Origin of the sequence: Anaeromonas frigoriresistens (assembly GCF_016820655.1) — a bacterium.
GTDB classification, from domain to species: domain Bacteria; phylum Bacillota; class Clostridia; order Tissierellales; family SIT17; genus Anaeromonas; species Anaeromonas frigoriresistens.
The window spans coordinates 44,380-70,293 of sequence record NZ_WSFT01000005.1 but is presented as its reverse complement, the minus strand read 5'-3'; the positions used below and the strand labels follow the sequence as shown (position 1 = coordinate 70,293).

Below are 25,914 nucleotides of genomic sequence, written 5' to 3'. Positions count from 1 at the left end.
TGAGATATTGTACTTTGTAATATTAGGTAAAAATGATATACAGTTTTCATTTATTCTCTGGACTATTTTATCTATATTTATGCTTATCCCCTATCTAAAAGATGAGAAAAAAGTAGATTTAGGGGATGGAGGATTAGTAGGTAGAACAACAGTTAGTTCTAATACTTATATAGACAGAATGTATGGAAAGAAAATGGGTGAATCAATTGCTACCAAAGAGGACAAAAATCACAATAATAATAGTGTAAGAAGTAAAGATATATCTTTTGTGGAATATGTTTGGTATGGTTATTCATTATTTAATGGAATAGGTTTTATTATAGTAAAATTTTTCTTATAATAATATTTGTGATTTTTACAAAATGTTCTTTATGACAAGCTCAGAATAACTATAAAACCATTGAAATTAGCAAGATAGAGTACTTTTTTAGTACTTTATCCTTTTATATTTTTTATCCTTGAATTTGTCATAATTCAGATTATACCAGTATTATTAACATAAGAATAGATAATACATGTCACGATCAATCTCTTTAGTTTCTAGTATCCACTGTTTTTCTTCTATGTTAAAATAATTGTTGTAATATTTAGTAGGATAGACTAAAAATTTTTTTAATTAGAATAGTAAAACTAAAGTAAAAGGAATGGGGGATGAGATATGATTAATAGGGTTTCAATTGGTAGATCCATTGCAATGTTTTTGTATGGTATAGGAGCAGTATTTGCTATTTATATTGGATCTCTAATATTTATGGGGGATGTAATGTTTGATGTGAGGGGGTTAATTCTCAGTTCTATGATGGTTTGTATTCCCAGTGGTATTGCAACCTATTTACTTATTAAGAATACACAAAATGTAGCCACAAAGTATAGGATAATGGATGTATTTATGGCTATATTGTTATCATTCTATAGCTTATTGTTAATTTCAATATTATTTCTTAATTATACCCGGAATATTGGAGCTATAAGTATATCAAGCAATACAACAAATTTTAGATTGAATGCAAACTTTATTCCTTTTAAAACAATAACTATATATATACAATCTTTTATTAATGGAAATTTAAATAAATCAATAATTTTCCAAAATCTACTGGGTAATCTATTGTTGTTTTCACCAATGGGAATTTTATTACCTTCTTTATTTAAGAAGCTTCAAAAATTAAAATTATTTTTATTATCCCTACTTATTATTTTAATAAGTGTAGAAGTAGGACAACTATTAACTAGTTCTGGAAGTTTTGATATAGATGATATTATTTTAAATATAGCTGGTGCAGCCTTCTTCTACTTTTTGTGGAGTCTAAACATTTCACAAAGATTTTTAAGAAAAATATATATAATAAAATAGATATTTAAATTGCTTATTATAACTATATTAAAAATCATTGATACTATTTAATAGCATCAATGATTTTTAATATCCCTGCAATTAAACTAATACTACCTGATGACAATCCTGCTACTAGGATAAGTTTCCAATTTACTTTATGTATCTTTCCTTCATCAAATTGATGTTTAGTGTCATATACAATACTAAAAATCATAGTTGCCAAGGATATCAATGTTAATCCAGGTATCTTTAATTCTTGTACTGTAGAAATAATCACTAATATACCTGCAATAATCCCTATTGTTCTTATTATTCTTCTTTTCATTTGTATTCCCCTTTATGATTTCTATTTATTTAATATAATAACATAAAATTATGAGATGATTTCGAAGTTTACTCTAAATTGTATACCTCTCTAAATATTTCCTTTCCTACAGATGTTTTAAATATCTTTTTATAAATATTTCGCATTTGATCCTTAGACATATTATTTTCATAAGCATTTACTAAAAAGTCAGCTTCTACTAGGATTTGATAATCCATACCTTCTATATTATCGTAAGTATGATGGTGGGCTATCAACCAGCAGACTCTCTCTATCAGCTCAGGGTCATACTCCATATCTTCCAATAATCTTCGTGCTTCAGGGGGACCCTCAATCTGCTGATAACTCCCAGCTGAACTATTATATTTCTTCTCACTATTTTTAATACCAATATCATGCATAACTGCTGCAATTTCCAGTAATTCTTGTATATCCTTATCAATAGATTCCATTTCACCAATAGTTTTTGCAAATCCATGCACTTTTAAAAAATGATTGATTTGATGGACATCCCCACTATAATATCTGATCATCGAATCAATTACTTGTCCAATTATATTCACATAATAACCTCCTAATTCTCCATCACTTCTTTATATTTTACTATATTTTATTTAATTATCATAATATAAAATACATAAAAATAAGACCATTACCTTTGCTAGTAGTGGTCTCATCCAATTCTTTACATCTTGCTACACCTATGACAGGCTTTACATTGATTCAACCTTTTTGTAAGGTCTGTACAGGCTCTTCTGGTGAATATACAAGGGATATTACTTTGCTTAGCTTTCTCTTTTACTATATCTTTTATATTATGTCCAATAAAGTCATAAAAGACAATCACCATACCAGCTTCCTGTGGTATATCAAACTTTCTCATTCCTTTTTTCCGTCCGCTCCAATGGATATATTCTTTTATGCCATACTGTTTTAAAGTATCAGGAATATTCCCTAACCGATCAGCTCCAACTAATAATGCAGTCACACTATCTACACCTCCTGTCATCTTTTTCACATGTATTTTTCCTTATAAAGCTACTTCTAAAACTGAGTGTACATCTCTAGTCAATAAATTTTGTTTGATCTTTTCTTTAGCTTCTAAAATTCGCTGACACTTGAGGTCAGAAACTTTTGGATTTCCATAGATTCTCCATACATTCTCTTATGTATTTAAATATATTACATTGATAATCATTATCATTTATTAGATATTATCATAGTCGTTATTAAATTGTCAATAATTATTACTTTTATATTTGATAATATATCTTTTAATAACTATACTAAGTAATATAGATAAATAATCTTGGAGGTATAATAATATGTCAGGACTTATAATTGAAGGGGTATGTGCTACAGGGAAATCTACTATATTTAATAATTTAATAGATAGTAATTTGTATAGGCTTAAGAAAAGTAAGATACAATTAAATGAACACTTAACTGAAAGAATTATTGAGAATATTAACCCTACTTTAGATCAGAGGATAAATTTATTAGAAAAGTACGTGGATATGTTTGAAGAAGTGAGCTCACACTTTTATAATTCAAGATTTAGAGATACTAAGTCTAAAGAAATTATTCCCTGTTACTTAGTAGAAAGATTTCATTTTACCCATGCCATTGAAGAAAAATCTTTTGATAGTTTTAAAAATATAGATGATAGGTTAAAGAAGCTAAATTTTAAAGTAATAGTTTTAAGTATGGAAAAAGACTGTATAAAGGATAGGTTAGAAGATACATTTAAGAGAAGAAATAAAATGTGGTATAACTATGTAATGTCTTTTGGTGGAATAGAAGGTGCTAGTAAGAGATATTTTAATATGCAAGAAAGACTATTAGAGTATATAGACAAATCATCTCTACCAGTAAAGATAGTAAATACTACAGATATGAAATGGGATAAGTATATAAATGAGATAGAAGAATTTTGGGACATATAAATAAAAGTACTAATTTCTAATCTTAGAAATTAGTACTTTTATTTATGTTCTATAAGATTTTCTAAAAAGATAATACTTCCATACTGATCTTTCATCGGACATAATTTCTTTTACAAATTCAAATTTTCCTGATAAATACTTAATCAAATTGAAACACATCTTTTTCGATTATAAAAAAGTAATCCCTACAGGTTATGAGAAATCACTTTATTTTGTTTGACTTCCCTTAATACTAGTTTTAATATTTCATCACTTGCAAATATTCCAGATTGTTTGGTAAATTTAACATTTGTTTTATCTATATCCTCCAGACTATTTATTTGTCCATGAGAAGGAGATATAAATATATCTGAGATATTTGCCATACAATAATCTAATAGGGAATCTCCTGATGTTATAATTTTTTTAGCCTCTTCTTTATTGGCTATATATCTAACTGCCCTATTTTTAGTTACATGGTTAGGAATAAAGTATAGTTTTCTTCCGTTTAATACCATGGTCCACTTATTTTTTTTTGCCCATTCTGTAAGTTCTTTTAATATACTTCCAGGATTAGTTTCATGTAATACACAGTAGAAAAATAGATTATCTACTTGTCTAACCTTTTTAATATTTATGTCTAATCTTAATTTATTGAATTCTGACCTTATTTCTTTTAATCCTAAGCATGTATCATCAAATTTACTATGGACTAACCTTTTCCACTCTTCATCTAATTTGCCTTCTTTGAATATATTACCACCATTACAGACTATAGCATATTTAGGCTTTATTTCTTTTTCTAATATTTTTAATCTTTGATACTGTTCGATAGATCTAGTAGTCACTGGAACAAATAATAGCTTAGTAGAAAGTTCCTTTAGCATTTCGACGGATGACTTGAGCATATAACTTATCTCTTTACTATTTTTTGTTTCTACTAATCTTATTCTTTCATCTTTCTGTGATATAAATTTCTTAGAATATATTAGTGTTCTATCTAAATCACTAGCAAATAACATTATTTTTTCCTCACTGATTTAATTATTCCACAGCATTCATAGGATTTTAAATCATATTCAATTACTTCTACTTCTTTTTCTTTTGCTAACTGAAGTATATGTTCAATATTTTTTGTATCTTTTTTTATTAATATCTTCCAAGGTATACGCCTTAATAATACTCTGGTTGTTTCTCCTATTCCAGGCTTAATGTAATTAATATTTTCAATATTGAACTCTTCTTTAATATTTTTTACATCCTCAAGGCCTAAAAAAGTGGCTTCTGTATTACATTGTTCTAAAATTTCTAATTCTCTTTTTACCTCTTCTTGGGTATCATCAAAGCACTGAGTAATGTTATCTATATAATAATTAGATAAATCTTCATCTAATAATTCTTTATAAAATTTTGCTCCATGAAAATCATTGTCTCCTATTAAATCATCTCGTAAAACCGTTCTACTAACTAATCCAGAAACAGTGGAGTTTAGGCAAGCACTGGGTATTAAGAAATCCTTTCTAGTTCCATAAGTATTTACTAAATATCCTGGATCTGCTATTACCGCTAAATCACTGTCTAAATTAATACCCATCTTTTTATTTAATAGATATGTAGCTTCCCTTAATTGATTGTTTATAGCTCCTTTCCCCGTCCATCCATCTATGAATTGTATGTCCTTATTAGGATGATTGAATATCATATATTTTATGGCATTTTCATCAATACCTTTTCCTCGGATAATAGAAATACTATAATGGGGTACATCTATATTATATTTAAATTTAATATATCTCTTTATTAAAATACCTATGGGAGTTCCTGCTCTAGCTAAAGAGGCTAAAACTATATCTTTACCTCTATTTTTAATTATTCTTTCAGATACTACTCCTGTATAAATTGCTATATCTTCTTTAAACTTTTCTAAAGACTCATAAAAAAGCTTTATATATTCTTCAGAGGGTTTATATTCTATAGGTAACATTTCAGAATAATGTACTCCAGTTTGGATTGCTAATTCCCTTTCTTTATTTCCTCTTTCTTCTACCCTATTGGAGATATCCTTTAAAAGAAATATTACATCGTCTTCTTTGTAACTGCCCATATGATTTTTGTTAGATTCTATTTTGTCTGATTTAATTCCCACGCTCTTTCCCCTTTCTTTGAAAAAATTACGATGTTTAAGTATTTTATACCTAATCCTCTTAAAACATTTATTAATGAGTTCATCTGCTGCTCTGGAAATTCCCTATCAAGGAATAAAAATATTTCATCATAATGACCAATGGGCACATTATAGAAGTAATTCTCAATCTTTTTTCCATCTAAACTATTAAATTTAAATACATTTCTTACCCCGTAACCCCTTTTATCTTCTGGGTATATAGGACTTCTAGTGGTTGATTGAAAACTAACTCCATATCCTAATTGAGTGGATAAGAGCATAGGTATATACATAAATTCTCCTGTTCCCATACATAGAGTATTGTTACCCTTTCTAATATGGGAATTTAAATACTCTCCCGTTTCTATTAATTCTTCATTTATTAGTTTATTATCCTCACAATCTAATCCAAATATTGCACTGCATTTAAGATAAGGCTTATAGCTTTTATTCTTTTTTATTGAGGATTGGGATTTTAGATCTAAATAAACAGTTTCGATATTTAAATCCTTGGTAATTATATTTCTTACATTATTTTTTATTTCTAAATCCGATAATCTATCTTCTTCTATTTTAATATTTCCAGATAATAAGGATATTGTATTTATGTTAATTTTTAGTTTATCTTCTACTTCTTTAAACCTTTGTTTATCTTCTTGTTTTCTCCAATCTAAGATGGAAATAATAGTATAATTTTTTCTTGGATATTTTTTGTGGATAGCTTCTATTATATTCAACGTAGTTTTTCCTGTTGTTATTTCATCATCAACAAAAACTATAGGTGCTTTAGAAGATAATATATCAAAATCTACTGGATAGAGATTATGCCCAGTAGCATGAGAATGCTCCTCTTGGAATTTTATAGGGTTTTTATATTCTAATATTTCTTCCCTAGTTGTATGGATATAATAGGCATTACTTTTAAAGGAAGAAAAAACTGAATGTCCTAAAGCTGTGGCAGTTTCTGCAAATCCTATGAATAGGGTCTTTTCAGGTAAATCATCTAAATAATTAAAGGCTTTATCATAAACTTTATCAATATTTTCTTTTTTATTTAAAGCCTTCACTATATCTTCTGTTGATTTAGACTCTACTCCTAATATTTGCTTGATATATTCATTACCTAGAAGTTTTCCTACTAAGAGAGATAGTTTAGGATCCACTGGTATATGCTTCCCTAATACTTTACTTACAAATAGAAAACTTCTCTTTTTATTTTTTCTTGCAGCTATTAAAAATAGCTCTTCTGGTAAAATATTGAACTTATTATTATCTATACTTAATTTAATTTTTAAATTATCTAATACATTATATTTAATTTCATTCTCCAATTAAATTGCTCCTTATTCCTATATTTGATTTCGTACTGCTATTTTCATTAAGCTAATAAAATCTTGGTTAATATTATATACCCCATATATTTTAGCTCTTTTTAATATTCTCTTTGCCCAATTGGTATGGGGCTTTATTTCATTCATTTTATTTGAATAATCACTTTTAAATACTCCTATATTGCCATCATTTTTTTCTAAGATACTCAAAGCATCCGTATATTCCTCATGAGTAACTACATATAGTGATTGTACGGGAATTATATGACTAGGGTGAATGATGGTTTTACCTATCAATCCATTAGCTCTATCTATTAAAACTTCGTTAATCAATCCATCTATATATTTATCTACCAACTTAGATCGTATCTCTGCCCCATTTAATCCATAGTTTTTTCTAAAAGGGGTAACTCTTAATTTGGGCTTTAAAACCCTATCTCCGCTAAAAAAATATTCCCAGACTGGTCCAGAAATTACAAAATTATTATTTGATCTACCAAATCTATTAATTATATCAGTTATACAGTCTCGAATAACATGGATATCATATACGGTTACATCATATCCCCTTCTAATTCCAAATATCCCTGAAAAGTCAGTGGCACCAATTCTTATATTTAAAACTAGATCCTTATTTTCATTTAATATTTCATTAATTTTATTTAGGGAGTCTCTTCTACTTTCCATATTAATTATATCTTCTGTTTCTAATATGGGCATCCCATAAAATTTTCTATTTAATTCATTATTTAAAATCTTTAACTTCTCAAAATAGTCACTACCATTATTCCAAGAGAATTTTGGAAATACAAATCCTACTATAAATTCTAAATTACTCTTACATTTTTTCATTATATTAAGTATTTGATCTGAATTCCTAATCCTTATAAATAAAAGGGGTAGTTTATCCCTCTGTATTTTCTCTTTATTAATTGCCTCTTGAATATTATTTAGTTGTTTTGTTAGTCCCTCATAGGCTAACTCTATTTGACTATCCCCTATAGCATCTTCTAAACATATTACAATTGATTTTGCTTTAATCTTATTAGATATTATATCCTCCGCAATATAATCTTTAGTTGCTGGTATGTAAAGGGTAGCTCCTAATGCATATTGTAAAGATTCTTTATCCAAATCTTTATCTATTTGCTGAGGCTCATGTATAAATATCTTCTTCCTATCCTCGTCACTTAAAAAATCAAAATACCTCAACTTACTCCTCCTCCGACCTGCCCTAGGGCTTATTTTATATCTATAAATAACTATTATATCAATTATACCCATGATTTCAAATTACTTTCATAAAAAATAATAGTCGCTAAATTTAGCGACTATTATTTTTATCTATTTAATAGTATTATTTATATCTTCTTGACAGGGTTTCTAATGAAGTATCGTCAGTTCCTTCACCTAATGCTCCGAACTTCCATTCATTACCATTTCTATATATTTCTCCTACTATTAATCCAGTTTTATCCGTATATTGATCTGTTAAATTAAATCTTATCATTTCTTGATTATTACTTAAGTTCACAACTCTTATATATGCATTTTGTACCATTCCAAAATGTTGCCTTTTTGCTACACAGTTATAAATGTTTACAACAAATACTAATTTATGAACATTGTTAGGGATGTTCTTTAAGTCAACGATGATTGTTTCATCGTCACCTTCTCCCTCCCCAGTTAAATTATCTCCTGTATGATGAACACTTCCATTATTACTAGTTTTATGTCCAAAATAGATTAGTCTATCTTGTCCACTGATCATTTTATCATTTTCACCTAGCATAAAAACAGAAGCATCACAGTCCATATCTGTGGTACTAGAACCCATAATTGCACCTAATAACCCTTTTTTTCTAGGTTGCTCAATAGGATCCCATCCAAGACCAACTTTAATTTTAGATAAACCTTCATTGTCTTTAGTTAAACTAATTCTTTGACCTTTTGATAAATTAATAGCCACTTATATTACCCCCTGATTATATTTTCGATTTTTATACTTGTAATCCGTAGTTTTTACAAAGAGATTCTAATCCACCTTGGAATCCACTTCCTACTGCACTAAATTTCCATTCATTGTTATGACGGTATAACTCACAGAATATTAATGCTGTTTCAATAGAGAAGTCTTCTGTTAAATCATAACGTAGTATTTCGTTGTCATTTTCTTTATTTAAAACCCTTACAAAGGCATTGGTAACTTGTCCAAAGTTCTGAGCTCTATTAACTGCATCATGGATTGTTACTGTTATAGCTATTTTATCTATATGGGAAGGAACTTTTCCGAAGTCTATTATAATTGCTTCATCGTCTCCTTCTCCTTCACCAGTCCTATTATCTCCTGTATGTATAACTGATTTTGTTGGATGCTCTAAATTATTATAGAATATAAAATCTTCATCATTTTTAACATTACCATCGCTTCCTACCATAAATACTGAAGCATCTAAATCAAAATCTGCTCCTCCAGCATACTTATTAGTGTCCCATCCAAGACCAATTATCGCCTGCTTTAATCCAGGATTACTTTTAGTTAAATCAATTCTTTCACCTTTTTTCAAATTAATTGCCATTTATATTCCCCTTTCTATACATTTTTAAGCAATACTAATCCCAAAATTATTACAAAGGGATGCTAGGCCGCCTTCAAATCCACTTCCAATTGCAGCAAATTTCCATTCATCACCATGCCTATAAAGTTCCCCCACTACTATAGCTGTTTCTATACTGTAATCTTCACTTAAATCATATCTTGTTATTTCTTCATTTGTATCTTCATTAATAACTCTAATAAATGCATTTGAAACTTGACCAAAATTTTGACTTCTTTCTTGAGCTTCATGTATTGTTACTGTAAATGCTATTTTACTAACATTAGAATTAACCTTACTTAAATCTACTTTTATCTGCTCGTCATCTCCCTCTCCTTCCCCACTTCTATTGTCACCTAGGTGGGATACAGCTCCAGAAGAGTGATTAAGATTTCCATAAAAGATAAAATCCCCATCATTCATTGTCTTACCATTTTCTCCAATTAAGAAAGCTGAAGTATCTAAGTCAAAATCAAATCCTCCATCATACTTGTTAGTGTCCCATCCAAGGCCTACTATAACATTAGAAAGGCCTGGATTTGTTTTAGTTAAATCTACTTTTTGTCCCTTTTTTAAACTAACTGCCATCCTTATTTCTCCTTTCTTACTCTAATTTTAAATATATATTAAATAACAATATTAAATGCTGTAGAGATTATAAATCCTAAAAATACTAAATACACAAATCCCATAGCTAAAGAGTCCTTTTTAGAAACACCATTCTTCTTTAATAATAAAAATGCTGTGGTAAGCATTGAAAGTACCAAAAATATTAATGTACCTACATTTTCATTAAAGCTAACTGGTATAGTTCTTCCAGCAATAATCATTGGTAATCCTAAGCATACACAAATATCAAATATATTTGAACCTACTGCATTTGAAACAGCGCCCTCTACATCTCCCATCCTTGATGATTTTACTGATAAAAGAGTATCTGGGATTGAAGTTGCTGCAGCTATTATGATAACTGATACAATATATTGAGGTATATTGTATGTATCAGATACTACTATAGCAGACTGAATTATAGCATCAATACTAATCCACACGAATCCAATAGTTATGGCAATCCATAATATTATAGCTCCATAACCCATATTAATATTTACATTCTCTTCTTCTTCCTCATCTAAAACATCTTTCAATTCATTGTATTCTACGGCTAATTCTAAATCAGTTATATTTTTACGATATGCAATTGTCTCTCTATATAAAACTACTACATATCCTACATATATCAGTATAAGTAATAATCCTGTAAATGCCGTAAATTGACCTAAATATGTAAATAAAATTAATGTTATTACTGATATTAAGTAGAAAAACATATCTCTCAATACTACTTTCTTTTCTACCCTTACTACTAATTCTTTCCCTTTAAATGCAATAATACTCAACATAGGAATTAACAAAATATTAAATACCCCTGATCCAGCAATTGTAGGTACTCCTACATCCTCAAATCTGTGATAAAATAAAACAGCTATCATAGCTGTTGCGAACTCTGGAAATGAAGAACTAACTGCATCAAATGTTGCTCCTCTAACTGATGTTGGTATTTCTAGTTTAATACCTAATACGTGTAATACATCTCCTAATTTATCTGATGCTTTACTTACTACCCCTGACATAACTATAATCATAATTATTGCTACCCATATGTTATTTATCCATTCAAACATCCATGCACCTCCATCATAGTACTCTGTGTTATGAATTGATTTCATCTAAAATAGTTTTTTAAAATTGATTCCTCTTATCAGATTTATTCTATTATCAATTTTCTCTAAATTATTCCTATAACTTAAATAACTTGCAACAACCTGAAATAAGTGGTAAAATATTTAAAATATAACTTTAGAAAATTCTCAATTGCAATACAATTTTATCACAAGGCTATCTAAATTGCAATCGAGTTCAATAGTTGATATATTCGAGTTCAATAGATAGTTGAGGAGGAAAAATGATGAATACATCACAGCAAAATCTTAAAACTAGAAAACGAGTGACTACTACTTTAAGATTGGATTTAGTAGATAAGCTAGATGAACTAGCAAGAAAAACTAAGATTAGTAAATCCAAACTTCATGATGAAGCTATTGATGATCTATTATTAAAATACAAATCTAAGAATCTTTAAATATTATTTCATATTTTATCTCAAGTTATACCAAGAAAGGAGAAGCTCTGATGTTAGATATAAGAAAAATGATTAGAGCAACTTTAGCCCAATCAAATAATCCATTAAACTCTATCTTTATGCCCCTAGATAAAAGGGACGGTTTTAGAATTGGACAATCTCCAATTATTCCTACCTATTATTATAAGTACATAGGAACTAAAGAAGATGAAACTACATATTATAATGATCTTAATGAACTAGATAAGAAACTTAAAAGTTTAAATAATCAATATATAAGATTTGACAATGGTATTCCTATACCAGCCCGTACTGATCTTGTATCCATGACTGATGTTATATGGAAAAAATATAATCCTATATTACCTACTAATAAGGAAAATCTATTTAATGATCTAAAAAACATTAATCTATATCCATCATTAAATAATTCCTTATACAGAAAGTCCATGATTGAAAGTTTCCATGATCTATTAGAATTCTATTTTCAGAATGAAAAAATAATTAACATATCAAAGGTGAAAAATTTTTGTCTTAAATTTTTTGCATGGATTAATGATTATATTCCTAAATTATTAGGTGATTTTCAAGGAACATCTATAGAAAATAATATTAACCCTAAGGTAATATTCTATGGAGATATTAGAAAGCATGAGATCTATTTTTTAACCTATTTATATAAATTGGGAGTGGATGTATTATATATAAATCCTAGTTTAAATAATAGTTTTCAAAAAGAAGGACTAGTATATGAAATTCCTAATACAATAAAACTTCCAAAAAACGGGATTATAAAAGAATTTCCTACCTGTAAGAAGCCAAGTTTAAAGCCTACTCCTACTAAAGTTAATAGTACAAGTTCTAATAATACAAAGCCTATAAGGAAAGATACTAACGAAAGTACTCCTGTAGAATATAATATTAATTTGAATATCGATGATAAGGATATTGTAAATACATCTCCTAAGAAAACTAGTGACCTATTTGAAGATATCTTTCTTCCAGTAAATCATAGGGCTGGATATATAGAAAGCACTACTCCTTTTGTTCCTATTTATTTCTACAGATATATAGGTACAGATAAAAAGACAGATGAATATTATCATATATTGTATAATTTAGATAAAAAGCTTTCTTCATTAGATAATTATTATATAAAATTTTTAAACCAAATTCCTCTAACCCACAATCAAGAGTTAATTGAAAAGACAAGAAGTATTTGGAATGAAGTAAAAAGTATAAACAATTCTACTCCAGATTTAATAGTAGCAAGGTTTGTTCAAACTAAATCTTTTCCCGTCTTTAAAAATGAATTATTAAATAATACCCTTATAAAAAGCTTCAGATTTATTTTAGATTTATATATAAGTAAATCTAAAAGTACCAATATAAATAAAGTTAAAAACTTTGCCTTAAAATTACTTATTTGGATAAATCAATATGCTAAGAATCTTTTTACAGGGGTGGACTTTAGAGATAATAAGTCGCCTATAAAAAACCCTAAGATACTATATTACGGAGACATAAAGGAACATGAAATTTACTTCTTAGTACTTTTATCTAAGTTAGGATCTGATATATTATATTTAAATTCTTTTTCTGATGAAGCTTTTGAATCCTTTGATAAAGATGAGACTTATTCTAGATCTCTTCATTTTAAAAATAAAATACCAATGAAGGAATTCCCAAAGGAAGATGTGGTTATAAGGGTAGAGACAAATGCATATAAAGCATCTGAAGAAATTTCTAAGGTAATCCATGATGAACAAGATGGTTTATATAAGCCTTGGCAGTTTGAATCCTATCAAACCTCCCATGTAACTCTTAAAACAACTTATGAAGAGTTAATGATACTATGGGATGAAGAATCTAGGATGCGAACCGGATTTAAAGTAGAAAATGGAACAGTTTATATTCCAAATTTATTTGCAAAGATTAGTGGAACCTACCAAGATTTAAATAAGTATTGGAATGAGGTAAAACAATTTCAATCAGTAAATCAAGTAATATTCCACGATAAAGTGCCTTTTACAAAACCTATTTTTAGGCAGTCAGATATGTATACAGCTAGCTTTCTAATAAATGATAAAGGGATTGATAGAAGACGATTATTTGGGCACCAAGTTTATAAATATGCTTATTTAAGCACTGCCCTTCAAGAAACTATTCTTGATAAAATAAATATATTAATGAAATCTGATATGCTTAAAAAGAATAATAGCAAAGAATATAAACTTAAAATTCTTATAACCCTTTTATCCTTAGATGATAGAATACTTAAAGCTATTCAACGCTTTGACTATCCTTTTAAAGTACCAAAGCTAATTATATTTGATAATACTGAAGATTTATTCAATGATGAAGATTCTATTGTTTTAGGATTTTTAAATTTACTAGGATTTGATATACTGGTAATAACTCCTACTGGATATAACAATATTGAGCAACAGATTCAAGAAAAGTATTATGATACTCATAAACTGGAAACTATTAATTTTGATTTAAATCTGCCCGATTTCAATTCTTTAAATATAAATAAAGCAAAATCTATTTTAGGGAATTTATTTGGTAGAGGTTATTAAATAATATGAAAAATGAGGAGGAATCACCATGGAAAATCAATTAACAAGTCAAATGAGTGAACCTAATGCAGTAAATTTAGACAAAGAAACTAATGCTATAGCTCAAAAGATACAAAGTTCCCCAGAAGTAATAGCCTTATCTAAACAACTAGATGTTAAAGATAGTCAAGCTATTCTCAAATTTGGCCAAGATACATCTCAAGAGATATCAAAGTTTGCAGATAGAATACTTCATACTTTAGAAACAACAAAGGTAGAAAACTCCGGTTCTCTTCTATTACAATTAAATAAAATCATGGATAAGTTTGAAATTAAGGATTTTAAAGAAGAAAAGCAAGGGTTATTAGGTAGATTATTTAATAAAGCTAAAAAATCCATGGAAGATTTGTTTAAAAAATATCATACCATGGGTGGTGAAATCGATAAAGTATATGTAGAATTAAATAATTATGAGGTTGAAATTAATAATTCGAATAATATGTTGCAACAGATGTTTGATAAAAACATGGAATATTATGAAGCAATTGAAAAGTATATACAAGCTGGTCATCTAATCGTTGATAGAATTAAGACTGAAATAATACCTCAATTAGAAGTAAAAGCTACTGAAGAACCTAATCAATATAATCAAATGCAATTAAATAATGGCCTTAGATCATTAGAAATGATGGAACAAAGATTATATGATTTAGAATTAGCTAAAACTGTAGCATTACAAACAATGCCTCAAATCAAATTAATTCAACAAGGTAACTATAACTTAGTAAGAAAGATAAACTCTGCATTTATAATTACTATACCAATATTTAAAAATGCAATGATTCAAGCAATTACATTGAAAAGACAGGCTATTCAAGCTAATGCTATGAAAGCTTTAGATGATAAGACTAATGAGTTATTATTAAAAAATGCTCAAAATATTGCTACTCAATCTAAGCTTACTGCAGAATTAGCCTCTGGAAGCTCTATTAAAATTGAAACTCTTGAAAAGACATGGCAAACTATCATGCAGGGAATTGATGAAACTAAGAGAGTTCAAGAAGATGCTAAACAAAAGAGACTTTCTGGAACTAAGAGAATGAAAGAATTACAAGCTGAGTATCAAAATAAATTAGGTGGAAAGTAATCAAAATTAAATCCTAAGTTATGCAATTTAATGTATTGTATAACTTAGGATTTTTTATTATATATATTTTTTCTCATTCAATTGATTTTTACTTATTGTGACACTTATGCTATCCTTAGGATCACTTACTCTTGTACCACCAGTTGCAGAAGATGCAGAAAGCAAAGGATATATACCAGATTCAGTTTGTCAATAGAATACACAACAAGACCACTACCTCATGCGGTAGTGGTCTTCATAGTGTATACAAGTAAGTCTATAAGCCGAGTTCTGTATTGGACGATCATCTTTCTAGGTCTACTGTTACCAGTAGACTCCAGCAACCTACCTACGGGACAGCGACGGGCAGCCGCTTGTCATATGGTCCCTACTTGGTCTTGCTCCGGGTGGGGTTTACAGAGCCAACTAGTCGCCTAGCTGCTGGTGAGCTCTTACCTCACCTTTCCATCCTTACCTGCTATAAGCAGGCGGTCTATTTCTGTTGCACTATCCTTGGGGTCACCCCCACTGGGCATTACCCAGCACCCTTGCCCTACGGAGCTCGGACTTTCCTCATGCAAAAGCATGCGATCATCTGACTTACTCATATTTAATTTTTAAGTTTCGTTTTCAACGACAAGTAATACTATAACACAGCTAATATCAGTATACAAGTGGTTATTTTTACCATTAGACACAATGCCTTATATGTTATTGCCTTTCTTCTTCATCAGCTTCATAATAAAGGATTCTTCCACAATTATCGCAGTTTACTAACTTGTTTCCCTTTTTGATTTTAGAAATCACTGATAAGGGGATTGACATATGGCATCCTGTACATTTGTCTCCATCTATTCTAGCTATTGCTTTTGTTTTCTTTTTACTTAAATGTTCATATTTATTTAAGATCTCATCATCTAAATCAGTTTTTAGCTTTTTAATCTCTTGATTTAAATCAATTAACTTATTCTCAATTTTAATTAGTTTTTCTTTATTTTGTTCTTGTGACTCTTGAAAGTTTTTATTTAACTTTTCCTGTTCCTTTTCTAAAGCATAAAGCTTTTCTGTATTGTGTTCTATAATATCTAGTAATTCTAGTATTTGATCTTCTGTTTTTTCAATGTCCTCTTTTAACTCTTTTTCTTCGTCTTGAAGAGATGTTAGTTTTTGGACATTTGTTATTTTACCGCTATATAATTTTTTATTAATTTCTTTAAGTTTAAAACTTATCTGCTTTAATTTCTGATTCAATCTTTGTATCTTTATATCATCAACTTCTAATTGGGTTTTTATATGGGTAATATCATATTCTCTTTCTCTGATTCTTAATAAAACATCATCAAGATTTTCACTTTTTTCTATACTTTCTTTTTCTGACTCTAATTCTTTTATAGATTTATGAGTCTGTTCGATTTTCCAAATAGATTCAAGCTGATTCATATAATCCCTCCTTAGTAGCAGGCTATTGAAATATATATTTTCAATAGCCTCCTTACTCCCCTTATATTTATAAAGAATAATATTTTGCTATATTATCTTTCTCTGATATTAATACTTCAATATCCTTAGAGAATTCTCCTTCAAAATATTTTGCTAATTTTTTCATAACAATCTTTTCTGTATAGAAGTGTCCTGCATCTATGATATTCACTCCTAGTTCTGTTGCTATTTGAGCCATATGATGTTTTATATCTCCAGTGATATATACATCAACATTTGCTCTTTTAGCATCTTTGATAAAGTCGCTACCTTCTCCTCCTGATACTGCTACTCTTTCTACTGATTCATCTAACTCTCCATACACTCTAATATCAGGTGTATTCAGTTTCCTTTTTATATATTTAGCTAGTTCTCCTAGGGTAGTCTTTTCAACATATCCTACTCTTCCAGTACCATATTCACTAAATGTATTTTCTAGTCTGATTATATCATAGGCTACTTCTTCATAAGGATGAGCTGATATCATTTCTTCTACTACCTTATTTAGTTTATCCTCTGATACTATCACTTCTATCTTTACTTCTTGTACCTTTTCTATTTCATCTATACTTCCTATATACGGATCTGCTCCATCTTCTGGTTTAAATCTTCCAGTTCCTTTTGATGTAAATGAACAATTACTATAGTTACCTATAGATCCTGCTCCTACACCTCCTAAAACTCCCCTCAGAGCTTCTTCATGGGTTTCTGGTACAAATACTACTAGCTTGTATAATTTCTCCTTATACACCTTTGATAATATGCCAGTAGGTTTTATATCTAATTCTTCTATTAATGCATCACTTACTCCTCGGTTTGAAGAATCGAGATTGGTATGAGCTGTATATACTATTATATCATTTTTTATTATATTTTTTATCAACTGTCCTCTATAACTATCATAATCTACTGATTTTATAGGGGAGAAAAATATTGGATGATGAGATACTATCATATCTACTTCATTATCTATGGCTTCTTGTACCACATCTAATGTTACGTCTAATGCTAATAGTATTTTGTTTACTCTTTTTTCTCTACTTCCAATCTGTAATCCTACATTATCCCATTTCTCGGCTAATTTTTTTGGGGCTATTTCTTCTAACTTCCTAATCACATCTTTAGAAGTTATCATGATATACCTCCTCTAGTTTTGAAAGTCTTTCTTTAAGTTTATTGTATTTATCATTATCTTCTGTCTCTCCGTGTTCTTCAATGTTTTTCATTATCTTTTGTGTTTTATCTATCTTTTTAAGTAAATAGTCTTTTAATAAAGGATCTTTATTCTCTATTAGTTTAGCTCCCACTTCATAATATATTTCATCTTCTATATTTTCTCTGCCATGGGTTGCTACTATTATTTCATAGAATCTATTATCTTCTCTAGATAATTTTTCACTTACTATTTTATATCCATTATTATATAAATATTTTCGTAATTCACTACTTGCTACCATAGGTTGTAGTATAAAATTTTCTATAGTATCTGCTATTTTTTTATCTGCATCTAGTATATCCGCTATAAGGATACCGCCCATACCTGCTATGATTACTGTATCTACTTCATTAGGTTTAACTGGCTTTAATCCATCTCCTAATCTTGTATCTATATAGTCTTGATATTTTTTCTTTGTCACATAGTTTATTGCACTTTCTAAGGGGCCTTCATTAATATCACAGGCTATTACTTTTCTAGATATTCCTTCTTCTATTAGATATACGGGAATATATCCATGATCTGTACCTATATCTGCAACTACTGAATCTTTTTCTACTTTATTTGCTATTTCTAATAGTCTTGGAGTTAGTTTCATGATTTCCTCCTATTTGTATATTTCTTTAATATAATCAAAAAAATCTCTCAATGATCCTACATGGTCTGGTTTAAAGTCTGCTACCCCTTTATCGATTCCGTATGTATCGATATAAAAGGTTTGAAGACCTATCTTACTTGCTACTATGTCTTCATCCATATCATTGCCTACCATTATAGCATTTTCTTTGTCTATTCCTATTTTGTCTAATATCTCTTTATAATACTCACTATTAGGTTTAGTAAAATGCATATTTTCATAACTTGTTATTAAATCAAAATTCTCAGTATTTAGTCCCGCCCAATCTATTCTATGTTCTATTGCTTCTCTTGGGAATACAGGGTTTGTTGCTACTACCATCTTAACGTTCTTTTCCTTTAAAAATTCTATAATATCCTTCACTATAGGATCTGGTTTTGTATATTGTTTTAAGTTTGGAAAGTGTTCTTTATAAAAACTATTAAATTGATTCTTATAATTCACAATATCATCATTTATTAGTTTACTAAAGGATTCAAAAAATACATCTTGATTAGTCTTTTCTTTTTCTATACTAGTTATCATATCCATTGTTGACTGCCAAATATATCTTTTAAATATTTCTGGACTTACATCATAGTTTATTTCTCCTGTTAATTCTTTAAAATACCCATTCATAAATTCATCCATATCCATTGGCAATAATGTACCATCTAGATCAAATAATATAGCTTTATATTTCTTCATATTAACCTCCATATCATTTTTAAAGATTCGCCAATTGGCGAATCTTTATATAATGTAAAAATGCTTCATAGGAAGCATTTTTATTCTAAAAAGTCTTTTAATTTTTTGCTACGACTAGGATGTCTTAATTTCCTTAAAGCCTTTGCTTCTATTTGTCTTATTCTTTCTCTAGTTACATCAAATTCTTTTCCTACTTCTTCTAGAGTTCTGGCTCTACCATCATCTAAACCAAATCTCAAACGTAATACTTTTTGTTCTCTTTCTGTTAAGGTATCTAGTACCTCAACTAATTGTTCTTTAAGCATTGTAAAGGTTGCTGCTTCTGAAGGAGCTTGAGCATCATCATCAGGAATAAAGTCTCCAAGATGGCTATCCTCTTCTTCACCTATTGGTGTTTCTAGCGATACTGGTTCTTGTGCTATTTTAATTATTTCTCTAACTTTTTCTTCATCTAAGCTCATTTCTTTAGCAATCTCTTCTGGACTTGGTTCTCTACCTAAGTCTTGTAATAATTGTCTAGATACTCTTATAAGCTTATTGATAGTCTCTACCATATGAACAGGTATCCTTATAGTTCTTGCTTGGTCAGCAATAGCTCTTGTAATTGCCTGTCTTATCCACCATGTAGCATAAGTACTGAACTTATACCCTTTTGTATAGTCAAATTTCTCTACGGCTTTTATTAGTCCCATATTACCTTCTTGAATAAGGTCTAAGAATAACATACCTCTACCTACATATCTTTTTGCAATACTAACTACTAATCTAAGATTTGCTTCGGCTAACCTTCTCTTTGCTTCTTCGTCGCCATCTTCCATTCTCTTAGCTAGGCTTATCTCTTCTTCACCTGTTAGTAGTGGTACTTTACCTATTTCTTTTAAATACATTCTTACAGGATCATCAACATTAATACCTTTAGGGACAGATATCACAGGAGCGATAGTTTCTTCTTCTACATCATCATCATCGTCGTCTTTTTCAATAAGTAAGTCTTCTTCTTTATCACCGACTATCTCTACCCCTTGATCTTCAAGAACTTGATATATATCATCAATTTGATCCGATGAGATATCTACATCTTCTAATGAGTCCATTATTTCCTTATATGTCAATATACCCTTTTTCTTTCCTTTGGTAAGAATATCATTTACTATATCAATCTGCTTTTGCTTATTTTTTGTCTTCTTTTTCTCACTCATTGCTTTCCCTCCTCTCAGCAACAATTAGTGATTTATTTTTAATTCTTTGTCTAAATGAGTAAATTCTATAAATAAAGCTTTTAATTTTTCAACCTCTCCTTTGGACTTATCCTTTTTATCGCTAAGTTGCCTTATATCTTGTTTTAATTTATCTCTTTTTATCCTTAACTTATAATAGTTTATCTTCTCAATATAGTCTTCAACTGCCTTTTCTTTATTGTCGACAATTAAGTTAAGGTTTATAATATTTTTTAGTTTACCAGAGATGTTTTCATCTAATTCACTAAAAATTTCTTCCATATCTAACACTTCAGATTCTTCATACTTTCTATATATCACTTCTGCAATCTTTCTATTATCTTCATTATAAAAATCCAGATAGCTGAATTGCTCTTTCAGCTTATTATATACATTTTTATCTTTTAATAATAAATTTATAAGACTTTTTTCTGATATTAAATGTCCAGATTCCAATGAATATTTAACAGGTATAATACGGTCTTTAATATTATTCCTATAATCATACTTAGTATACTTGTCCTTATAACTCTTATTTACATTATTAGACTTTCTTCCAAACACTTCACTTTTTATAGCATCTACTGATATCCCAGTACTGTTTGAGATTTCATTAAGATATACATCAAGTTCAATAGAATTTTTTATCTTTTTTAGAAACTGAGCAATAGCTTTTGTAAATTTTATTTTACCCTCAGTTGTACTTGTGTCAATTTTTTTCTTATATATATAGATTTTATAATCTACTAAATTCAGAGATTTATCTATAGCTTCTTCAAAGGCTTTTTTGCCTCTTTCTTTAATATAATCATCAGGATCCTTACCCTTAGGTAATATGATAACCCTAGCTTTTATATCCTGCTGATATAGTATTTCTAATGCCTTTTCAGTAGCTCTCATACCTGCCTCATCTGAGTCATAACAAATATAAAATTCTTTAGCAAATTTTTTTAGTAATTTTGCTTGACTCTCAGTAAAGGCTGTTCCTAAAGAGGCTGTTGCATAATCTATCCCATATTTATTAAGAGATATAACATCCATATAGCCCTCTACTAGTATAGCTCTATCATAAGACTTATTATTTTTTAAAACATTGATTCCATATAGATTGTAGCCTTTATTAAAAACAGGAGTATCAGGCGAATTTAAATATTTAGGTTGAGTATTATCTAAAACTCTTCCTCCAAAGCCTATTACTTTTCCCCTGGTATTAATTATTGGGAATATTATTCTATCTCTAAATCGATTATAATATCCTGATTTATCTTTTCTTTGAACTATTAATCCTACCTTATATAATAATTCTTCAGAATATCCTTTACCCTTGAGATATTTTAATAAATCATCCCAGCTATCCTTTGCATATCCTAGACCAAATTTATTAATTATTTTATAATCAATATTTCTAGACTTAAGATATTTTAAAGCTTTTTGACTGGACTTTAAATTATTATAAAAATAAAGAGCTGCCTCTCTATTTAAATTAAATAACTTTTCTCTTTCATCATATTTCTTTTTATCTACATCATTATCTGTCTCAGGCAATATAATGTTAGCTCTATCTGCTAACTCCTTTAATGCTTCGATAAAAGTCAAATTTCTATGCTTCATTAAAAAAGTTATTGAATCTCCTCCTTCACCACATCCAAAACAATGAAAGATTTGTTTGTTGGGTGATACTATAAAAGAAGGAGTCTTTTCGTTATGAAAAGGACATAGACCTTTATAGTTTGATCCTATTTGTTTTAATTCAATATAGTTTGATATGATATCAACTATATTATTAGCTTCTCTTATATCATTAATAACCTCATCATTATAGGTATAAGGCATTTATACCACCTTCATATTAATCTATTCGTCAGAAATTGACTAATTCCTTCATATAGATTTATTAATTTTTAATAAATTCATTATCTTTTAATAACTTCATTAAATTGTTCTTAAATTTTTCATCATCTGATACTTCCCTTTTCTTACTTCCACCTTTAACTCTATTATTAAGTTTTCTTTGTTGCATACTTAAATACCTTTGAGTAAGAAGACTATTAATATTATCCTTATTATATATATATCCCTTTGAAGATATACAAAAACAACCTTTAGATAAAACCAATGATGCTAATCCATAGTCATCAGTAATTATTATGTCCTTTTTCTCTGCTCTATTCATTATTCCTAAGTCTGCAGATTGAGAAGAATTATCTACATACAGAAATTTTGAACGGTCAATATTAGAATTAGTGGTGTAGTGGGAAATACTCGAGATGAATAATACTTCAATATTATATTTTTGTGATATATTATTGATTATATCTTTGACTGGACAAGCGTCAGAATCTACTAAGATTTTCATTGAATCATCCTTGCTTAATTTTACTTTTATAATATAGATTAAATAAAAGTGCTGAATGGATAAATTTCGACATAAAAGTCCAATATCCTTCATTTTTTTCAAATTCTCTATTAAGATTTCTTAATTAGTCTGTAAATTTATTTTTGCCAAGGAGATGGAACGAATATATTATTGAACTTCTTTATGGCATATCTATCAGTCATACCAGCAATATAGTCTGAAATAATATCATATTTATCTCCTGGATTTTTTCTAAACTCTATAGATATTTTATTATAATTTTCAATATAGTAATTATATAGTTGTTCTATTATATACTCTGCTTTTCCTTCTTCTTTTTTTGCTTTTTTATTAAAATACACTTTTTCAAACATAAATTTCCTGAGTTTCTTTGTATAATGGTCCATTTCTTCACTCATTATTATATTTTGATTATTTTTACTATTTTCTATTATATCTATAATCATGTTATTTATTCGCTGTCCATGGGTACTTCCTAATACCTTTATGCAGTCTTTAGGTAAGTCCTCTTCCTTTAGTATCTTACCTCTGATAGCATCATCAATATCGTGGTTTATATATGCAATCCTATCACAGATCTTTACTATTTGACCTTCTATTGTAATTGGAGTATTCTCTCCTGTATGATTAAGTATTCCATCTCGAACTTCATAGGTAAGGTTTAGACCTTTTTCATTTCCTTTTCTATTTTCTAAGAAAGTTACTATTCTAAGACTTTGTTCATTATGATGGAACCCTTTTTTATTTAATTTCTTTAAAACTCTCTCTCCAGTATGTCCAAATGGGGTATGTCCCAAATCATGGCCTAATGCTATAGCTTCTGTCAAGTCTTCATTTAGGAGTAGGGCCCTGGCAATAGTCCTTGATATTTGAGATACTTCTAGTGTATGAGTTAGTCTTGTCCTATAATGGTCTCCCTCTGGAGACAGGAAAACTTGAGTCTTATGTTTCAATCGTCTAAAAGCTTTTGAGTGGGTAATTCTATCCCTATCCCGTTGAAACTCTGTTCTTATATCACATTTTTTATCTTCTCGTTCTCTACCTTTTGACTCTGAACTTAACATAGCTTTTGAAGATAATGTCTCTCTTTCTAACTTTTCACTTTGTTCTCGTATATTCAAGGATATCCCTTCTTTCATACTTTGGTTATAGTTGGTTTAAAACTATTATATTCTATATACAATAAATGTATGTTTAATTCCTTCTTAGAATTGTAGTTTTTTAAAATTATTTATATATATAACTATAACCAATTTATATCCCTCTTAATCAAATATAGCCTTTACAAAAGATTAAAGAGGGGATCCCCCTCTTTAATCTTTCATGTGGTTTATTCTCATAAGCTCCTGTATAACTCCAGCTGTCTCTTCTACTGCTTTATTAGATACATCTATAACTTCACAACCTAAATCTTTCATAAGTTCTTCTGCATATTCAATCTCTCTTAATATTCTCTCCATGCTTGCATAATTAGCGGTATTACCTAACCCTAATGCTTTTAATCTTTCCTGTCTAATTTCGTTAAGCTTAATTGGATTTGCAGTTAATCCCATGATTTTTCTAGGATCAATTTCATATAATTCCTTTGGTGGTTTAACTTCAGGTAATAAAGGAATATTAGCTACCTTTACATTTTTATGGGCTAAATACATACTTAGGGGTGTTTTTGATGTTCTAGAAACTCCAATAAGCACTATATCTGCTTTCTTAATACCTCTAGTATCCTTGCCATCATCATATTTCACTGCAAACTCTACAGCTGCAACTTTTCTAAAATAGTTTTCATCTAATTTCCTTATCAAACCTGGCTCTCTTTTGGGTTCAAATCCTACTACCTTTTGTATAGCATTCAGTATTGGTTCTAATATATCTATAGATTGAATACCATATTCTTTTGATTTATTTATTAGAAACTTACGAAGGCTCTCAATTACTATTGTAAATAATATTATACAGTTTTCTTGTTTTGCCTCTTCTAATATTTCGATTATCTGACTCTCTTCAGTGATATATGGGAATCTTCTTATCTCATATTCTCCAGAGTTGAATTGGCTAACAGCTGCTTGAGCTACTTCTTCTCCTGTTTCTCCAATAGAATCAGATAACACGTAAGCTACCATTAATTTATCCATAAAATACCCCCTAATCTTCTATACCTAAGTCTACAAACAATTTAGTAATATTGGTTTTAGAAATCTTACCTATAACTTTTAATTGTTCCTCCCCTAAGTCATCCTTATGTTTCTCTACTATTGGGAGGCTATCTACTTCATGTTCAATTATTTTAATAGCTGCTTCTAGTATTGATTCCTTTTCTTCTAAGTATATTACATTGGGCATTCTTGTCATTATCACAGCTACAGGTACTTTATTTATATCTATATTACCAATGGCACTTTTTAACATATCTTTTCTAGAGATTATTCCAGTAAGACAATCATTAGATGTAACAAATATACTCCCTACATCATCTAGAAATAAAGTTACTATAGCATCATACACTGAAGTCTCTTCATCAATAATTGTAGGTAAAGATTTGATATCTTCTACTTTTATAGATTGTATTTTATCTCTAAAAACATTTATATCTGATTTACCAGAATAAAAGTAACCCACTTTAGGTCTAGCATCAAGTATGCCACTCATAGTAAGGATAGATAGATCGGGTCTTAGTGTTGCTCTAGTTAATTTTAATTGTTTTGCTATAGCTTCACTAGTAATAGGTTCATTTTCTTTTACTATTTCTATTATTTTTTCCTGTCTTTTTGTCAGCTGGATATTTCTCACCCCTTT

The 25,914-nt window shown here is 29.0% G+C and carries 27 protein-coding genes and 1 other RNA gene; 6 read left to right on the top strand and 22 right to left on the bottom strand.

The genetic code is table 11. From position 1 onward, the window contains the following. Together GOQ27_RS00605 and GOQ27_RS00600 are read left to right on the top strand one after the other, a co-directional pair. On the top strand, window positions 1-340 hold a 340-nt coding region (locus tag GOQ27_RS00605; protein WP_203364867.1), incomplete at its 5' end, for a hypothetical protein. 318 nt (window positions 341-658) lie between these two features. Then, on the top strand, window positions 659-1,354 hold the full coding sequence (locus tag GOQ27_RS00600) for a VanZ family protein (RefSeq protein ID WP_203364866.1): 696 nt from the start codon (window positions 659-661) through the stop codon (window positions 1,352-1,354). Between the two features lie 43 nt (window positions 1,355-1,397). Here the strand turns inward: GOQ27_RS00600 and GOQ27_RS00595 are convergent, their stop codons facing one another. The 3 genes from GOQ27_RS00595 to GOQ27_RS00585 all read right to left on the bottom strand — a co-directional run bounded on the left by GOQ27_RS00595 (window position 1,398) and on the right by GOQ27_RS00585 (window position 2,670). Beyond that, window positions 1,398-1,661: a hypothetical protein gene (locus GOQ27_RS00595; RefSeq protein WP_203364865.1), complete on the bottom strand. Its 264-nt coding sequence runs from the start codon at window positions 1,659-1,661 to the stop codon at window positions 1,398-1,400. 68 nt (window positions 1,662-1,729) lie between these two features. Then, window positions 1,730-2,224 (bottom strand): HD domain-containing protein, encoded by a 495-nt coding sequence (locus GOQ27_RS00590; protein ID WP_203364864.1) that lies wholly within the window; start codon window positions 2,222-2,224, stop codon window positions 1,730-1,732. Between the two features lie 122 nt (window positions 2,225-2,346). Further along, window positions 2,347-2,670, bottom strand: coding sequence for a DUF2325 domain-containing protein (locus GOQ27_RS00585; RefSeq protein WP_207751239.1), 324 nt, complete (start codon window positions 2,668-2,670; stop codon window positions 2,347-2,349). Between the two features lie 316 nt (window positions 2,671-2,986). Between GOQ27_RS00585 and GOQ27_RS00580 the strand changes: the two genes are divergently transcribed. Continuing rightward, complete coding sequence (locus tag GOQ27_RS00580) at window positions 2,987-3,607, top strand: hypothetical protein (protein WP_203364863.1); 621 nt, start codon at window positions 2,987-2,989, stop codon at window positions 3,605-3,607. A 185-nt stretch (window positions 3,608-3,792) separates the two neighbouring features. Here GOQ27_RS00580 and GOQ27_RS00575 read toward each other — a convergent pair whose 3' ends face one another. The 8 genes from GOQ27_RS00575 to GOQ27_RS00540 form a co-directional block, all read right to left on the bottom strand. Further along, the gene (locus tag GOQ27_RS00575; RefSeq protein WP_203364862.1) at window positions 3,793-4,608 is read right to left on the bottom strand and encodes an HAD family hydrolase; all 816 of its coding nucleotides are present in this window, start codon (window positions 4,606-4,608) and stop codon (window positions 3,793-3,795) included. After that, a complete protein-coding gene (locus tag GOQ27_RS00570; RefSeq protein WP_350445863.1) occupies window positions 4,608-5,732 on the bottom strand; it encodes a cysteine protease StiP family protein in 1,125 nt (374 codons plus the stop codon). Before GOQ27_RS00570 ends, GOQ27_RS00575 begins: the two co-directional genes overlap by 1 nt. After that, window positions 5,708-7,081 (bottom strand): phosphoribosyltransferase family protein, encoded by a 1,374-nt coding sequence (locus tag GOQ27_RS00565; protein WP_203364861.1) that lies wholly within the window; start codon window positions 7,079-7,081, stop codon window positions 5,708-5,710. Before GOQ27_RS00565 ends, GOQ27_RS00570 begins: the two co-directional genes overlap by 25 nt. A gap of 18 nt (window positions 7,082-7,099) precedes the next feature. Continuing rightward, window positions 7,100-8,293 carry an HpcH/HpaI aldolase/citrate lyase family protein gene (locus GOQ27_RS00560; RefSeq protein ID WP_252187697.1) on the bottom strand — a complete coding sequence of 398 codons (1,194 nt, stop codon included), beginning with the start codon at window positions 8,291-8,293 and terminating at the stop codon, window positions 7,100-7,102. A 145-nt stretch (window positions 8,294-8,438) separates the two neighbouring features. Further along, entirely contained in the window at window positions 8,439-9,050 is a 612-nt protein-coding gene (locus GOQ27_RS00555; RefSeq protein ID WP_203364859.1) for a TerD family protein, read from the bottom strand. Between the two features lie 31 nt (window positions 9,051-9,081). Next, window positions 9,082-9,660: a TerD family protein gene (locus tag GOQ27_RS00550; protein WP_203364858.1), complete on the bottom strand. Its 579-nt coding sequence runs from the start codon at window positions 9,658-9,660 to the stop codon at window positions 9,082-9,084. A 24-nt stretch (window positions 9,661-9,684) separates the two neighbouring features. After that, the gene (locus GOQ27_RS00545; protein WP_203364857.1) at window positions 9,685-10,266 is read right to left on the bottom strand and encodes a TerD family protein; all 582 of its coding nucleotides are present in this window, start codon (window positions 10,264-10,266) and stop codon (window positions 9,685-9,687) included. A gap of 38 nt (window positions 10,267-10,304) precedes the next feature. Next, window positions 10,305-11,363 (bottom strand): sodium:calcium antiporter, encoded by a 1,059-nt coding sequence (locus GOQ27_RS00540; protein WP_252187696.1) that lies wholly within the window; start codon window positions 11,361-11,363, stop codon window positions 10,305-10,307. A 284-nt stretch (window positions 11,364-11,647) separates the two neighbouring features. Here GOQ27_RS00540 and GOQ27_RS00535 point away from each other — a divergent pair, with 284 nt between their 5' ends. The 3 genes from GOQ27_RS00535 to GOQ27_RS00525 are packed head-to-tail and all read left to right on the top strand — an operon-like array spanning window position 11,648 to window position 15,529. Next, on the top strand, window positions 11,648-11,821 hold the full coding sequence (locus tag GOQ27_RS00535; protein WP_203364855.1) for a ribbon-helix-helix domain-containing protein: 174 nt from the start codon (window positions 11,648-11,650) through the stop codon (window positions 11,819-11,821). Window positions 11,822-11,871: 50 nt separating this feature from the next. After that, window positions 11,872-14,403, top strand: coding sequence for a YceG family protein (locus GOQ27_RS00530; protein WP_203364854.1), 2,532 nt, complete (start codon window positions 11,872-11,874; stop codon window positions 14,401-14,403). A 28-nt stretch (window positions 14,404-14,431) separates the two neighbouring features. Further along, the gene (locus GOQ27_RS00525; RefSeq protein ID WP_203364853.1) at window positions 14,432-15,529 is read left to right on the top strand and encodes a toxic anion resistance protein; all 1,098 of its coding nucleotides are present in this window, start codon (window positions 14,432-14,434) and stop codon (window positions 15,527-15,529) included. Window positions 15,530-15,772: 243 nt separating this feature from the next. Here GOQ27_RS00525 and rnpB read toward each other — a convergent pair. The 11 genes from rnpB to ccpN form a co-directional block, all read right to left on the bottom strand. Next, window positions 15,773-16,115: RNase P RNA component class A (gene rnpB / locus GOQ27_RS00520), an RNA gene on the bottom strand. 104 nt (window positions 16,116-16,219) lie between these two features. Continuing rightward, window positions 16,220-16,948 (bottom strand): zinc ribbon domain-containing protein, encoded by a 729-nt coding sequence (locus GOQ27_RS00515; RefSeq protein ID WP_203364852.1) that lies wholly within the window; start codon window positions 16,946-16,948, stop codon window positions 16,220-16,222. Between the two features lie 67 nt (window positions 16,949-17,015). Next, window positions 17,016-18,122, bottom strand: a complete 1,107-nt coding sequence (locus GOQ27_RS00510; protein WP_203364851.1) for a Nif3-like dinuclear metal center hexameric protein — start codon at window positions 18,120-18,122, stop codon at window positions 17,016-17,018. Then, window positions 18,109-18,801 (bottom strand): tRNA (adenine(22)-N(1))-methyltransferase, encoded by a 693-nt coding sequence (locus GOQ27_RS00505; protein ID WP_203364850.1) that lies wholly within the window; start codon window positions 18,799-18,801, stop codon window positions 18,109-18,111. Before GOQ27_RS00505 ends, GOQ27_RS00510 begins: the two co-directional genes overlap by 14 nt. A gap of 9 nt (window positions 18,802-18,810) precedes the next feature. After that, window positions 18,811-19,527: an HAD family hydrolase gene (locus GOQ27_RS00500; RefSeq protein ID WP_203364849.1), complete on the bottom strand. Its 717-nt coding sequence runs from the start codon at window positions 19,525-19,527 to the stop codon at window positions 18,811-18,813. 80 nt (window positions 19,528-19,607) lie between these two features. After that, window positions 19,608-20,726, bottom strand: coding sequence for an RNA polymerase sigma factor RpoD (gene rpoD, locus GOQ27_RS00495; protein ID WP_203364848.1), 1,119 nt, complete (start codon window positions 20,724-20,726; stop codon window positions 19,608-19,610). A 24-nt stretch (window positions 20,727-20,750) separates the two neighbouring features. Next, window positions 20,751-22,577, bottom strand: a complete 1,827-nt coding sequence (dnaG, locus tag GOQ27_RS00490) for a DNA primase (RefSeq protein ID WP_203364847.1) — start codon at window positions 22,575-22,577, stop codon at window positions 20,751-20,753. 61 nt (window positions 22,578-22,638) lie between these two features. After that, window positions 22,639-23,100: a YaiI/YqxD family protein gene (locus GOQ27_RS00485; protein ID WP_203364846.1), complete on the bottom strand. Its 462-nt coding sequence runs from the start codon at window positions 23,098-23,100 to the stop codon at window positions 22,639-22,641. A 137-nt stretch (window positions 23,101-23,237) separates the two neighbouring features. Next, complete coding sequence (locus GOQ27_RS00480) at window positions 23,238-24,242, bottom strand: deoxyguanosinetriphosphate triphosphohydrolase (protein ID WP_203364869.1); 1,005 nt, start codon at window positions 24,240-24,242, stop codon at window positions 23,238-23,240. A 192-nt stretch (window positions 24,243-24,434) separates the two neighbouring features. After that, window positions 24,435-25,253, bottom strand: a complete 819-nt coding sequence (locus GOQ27_RS00475) for a pyruvate, water dikinase regulatory protein (protein ID WP_203364845.1) — start codon at window positions 25,251-25,253, stop codon at window positions 24,435-24,437. A gap of 10 nt (window positions 25,254-25,263) precedes the next feature. Continuing rightward, a complete protein-coding gene (ccpN, locus tag GOQ27_RS00470; RefSeq protein ID WP_203364844.1) occupies window positions 25,264-25,908 on the bottom strand; it encodes a transcriptional regulator CcpN in 645 nt (214 codons plus the stop codon). Between the last annotated feature and the right edge of the window lie 6 nt (window positions 25,909-25,914).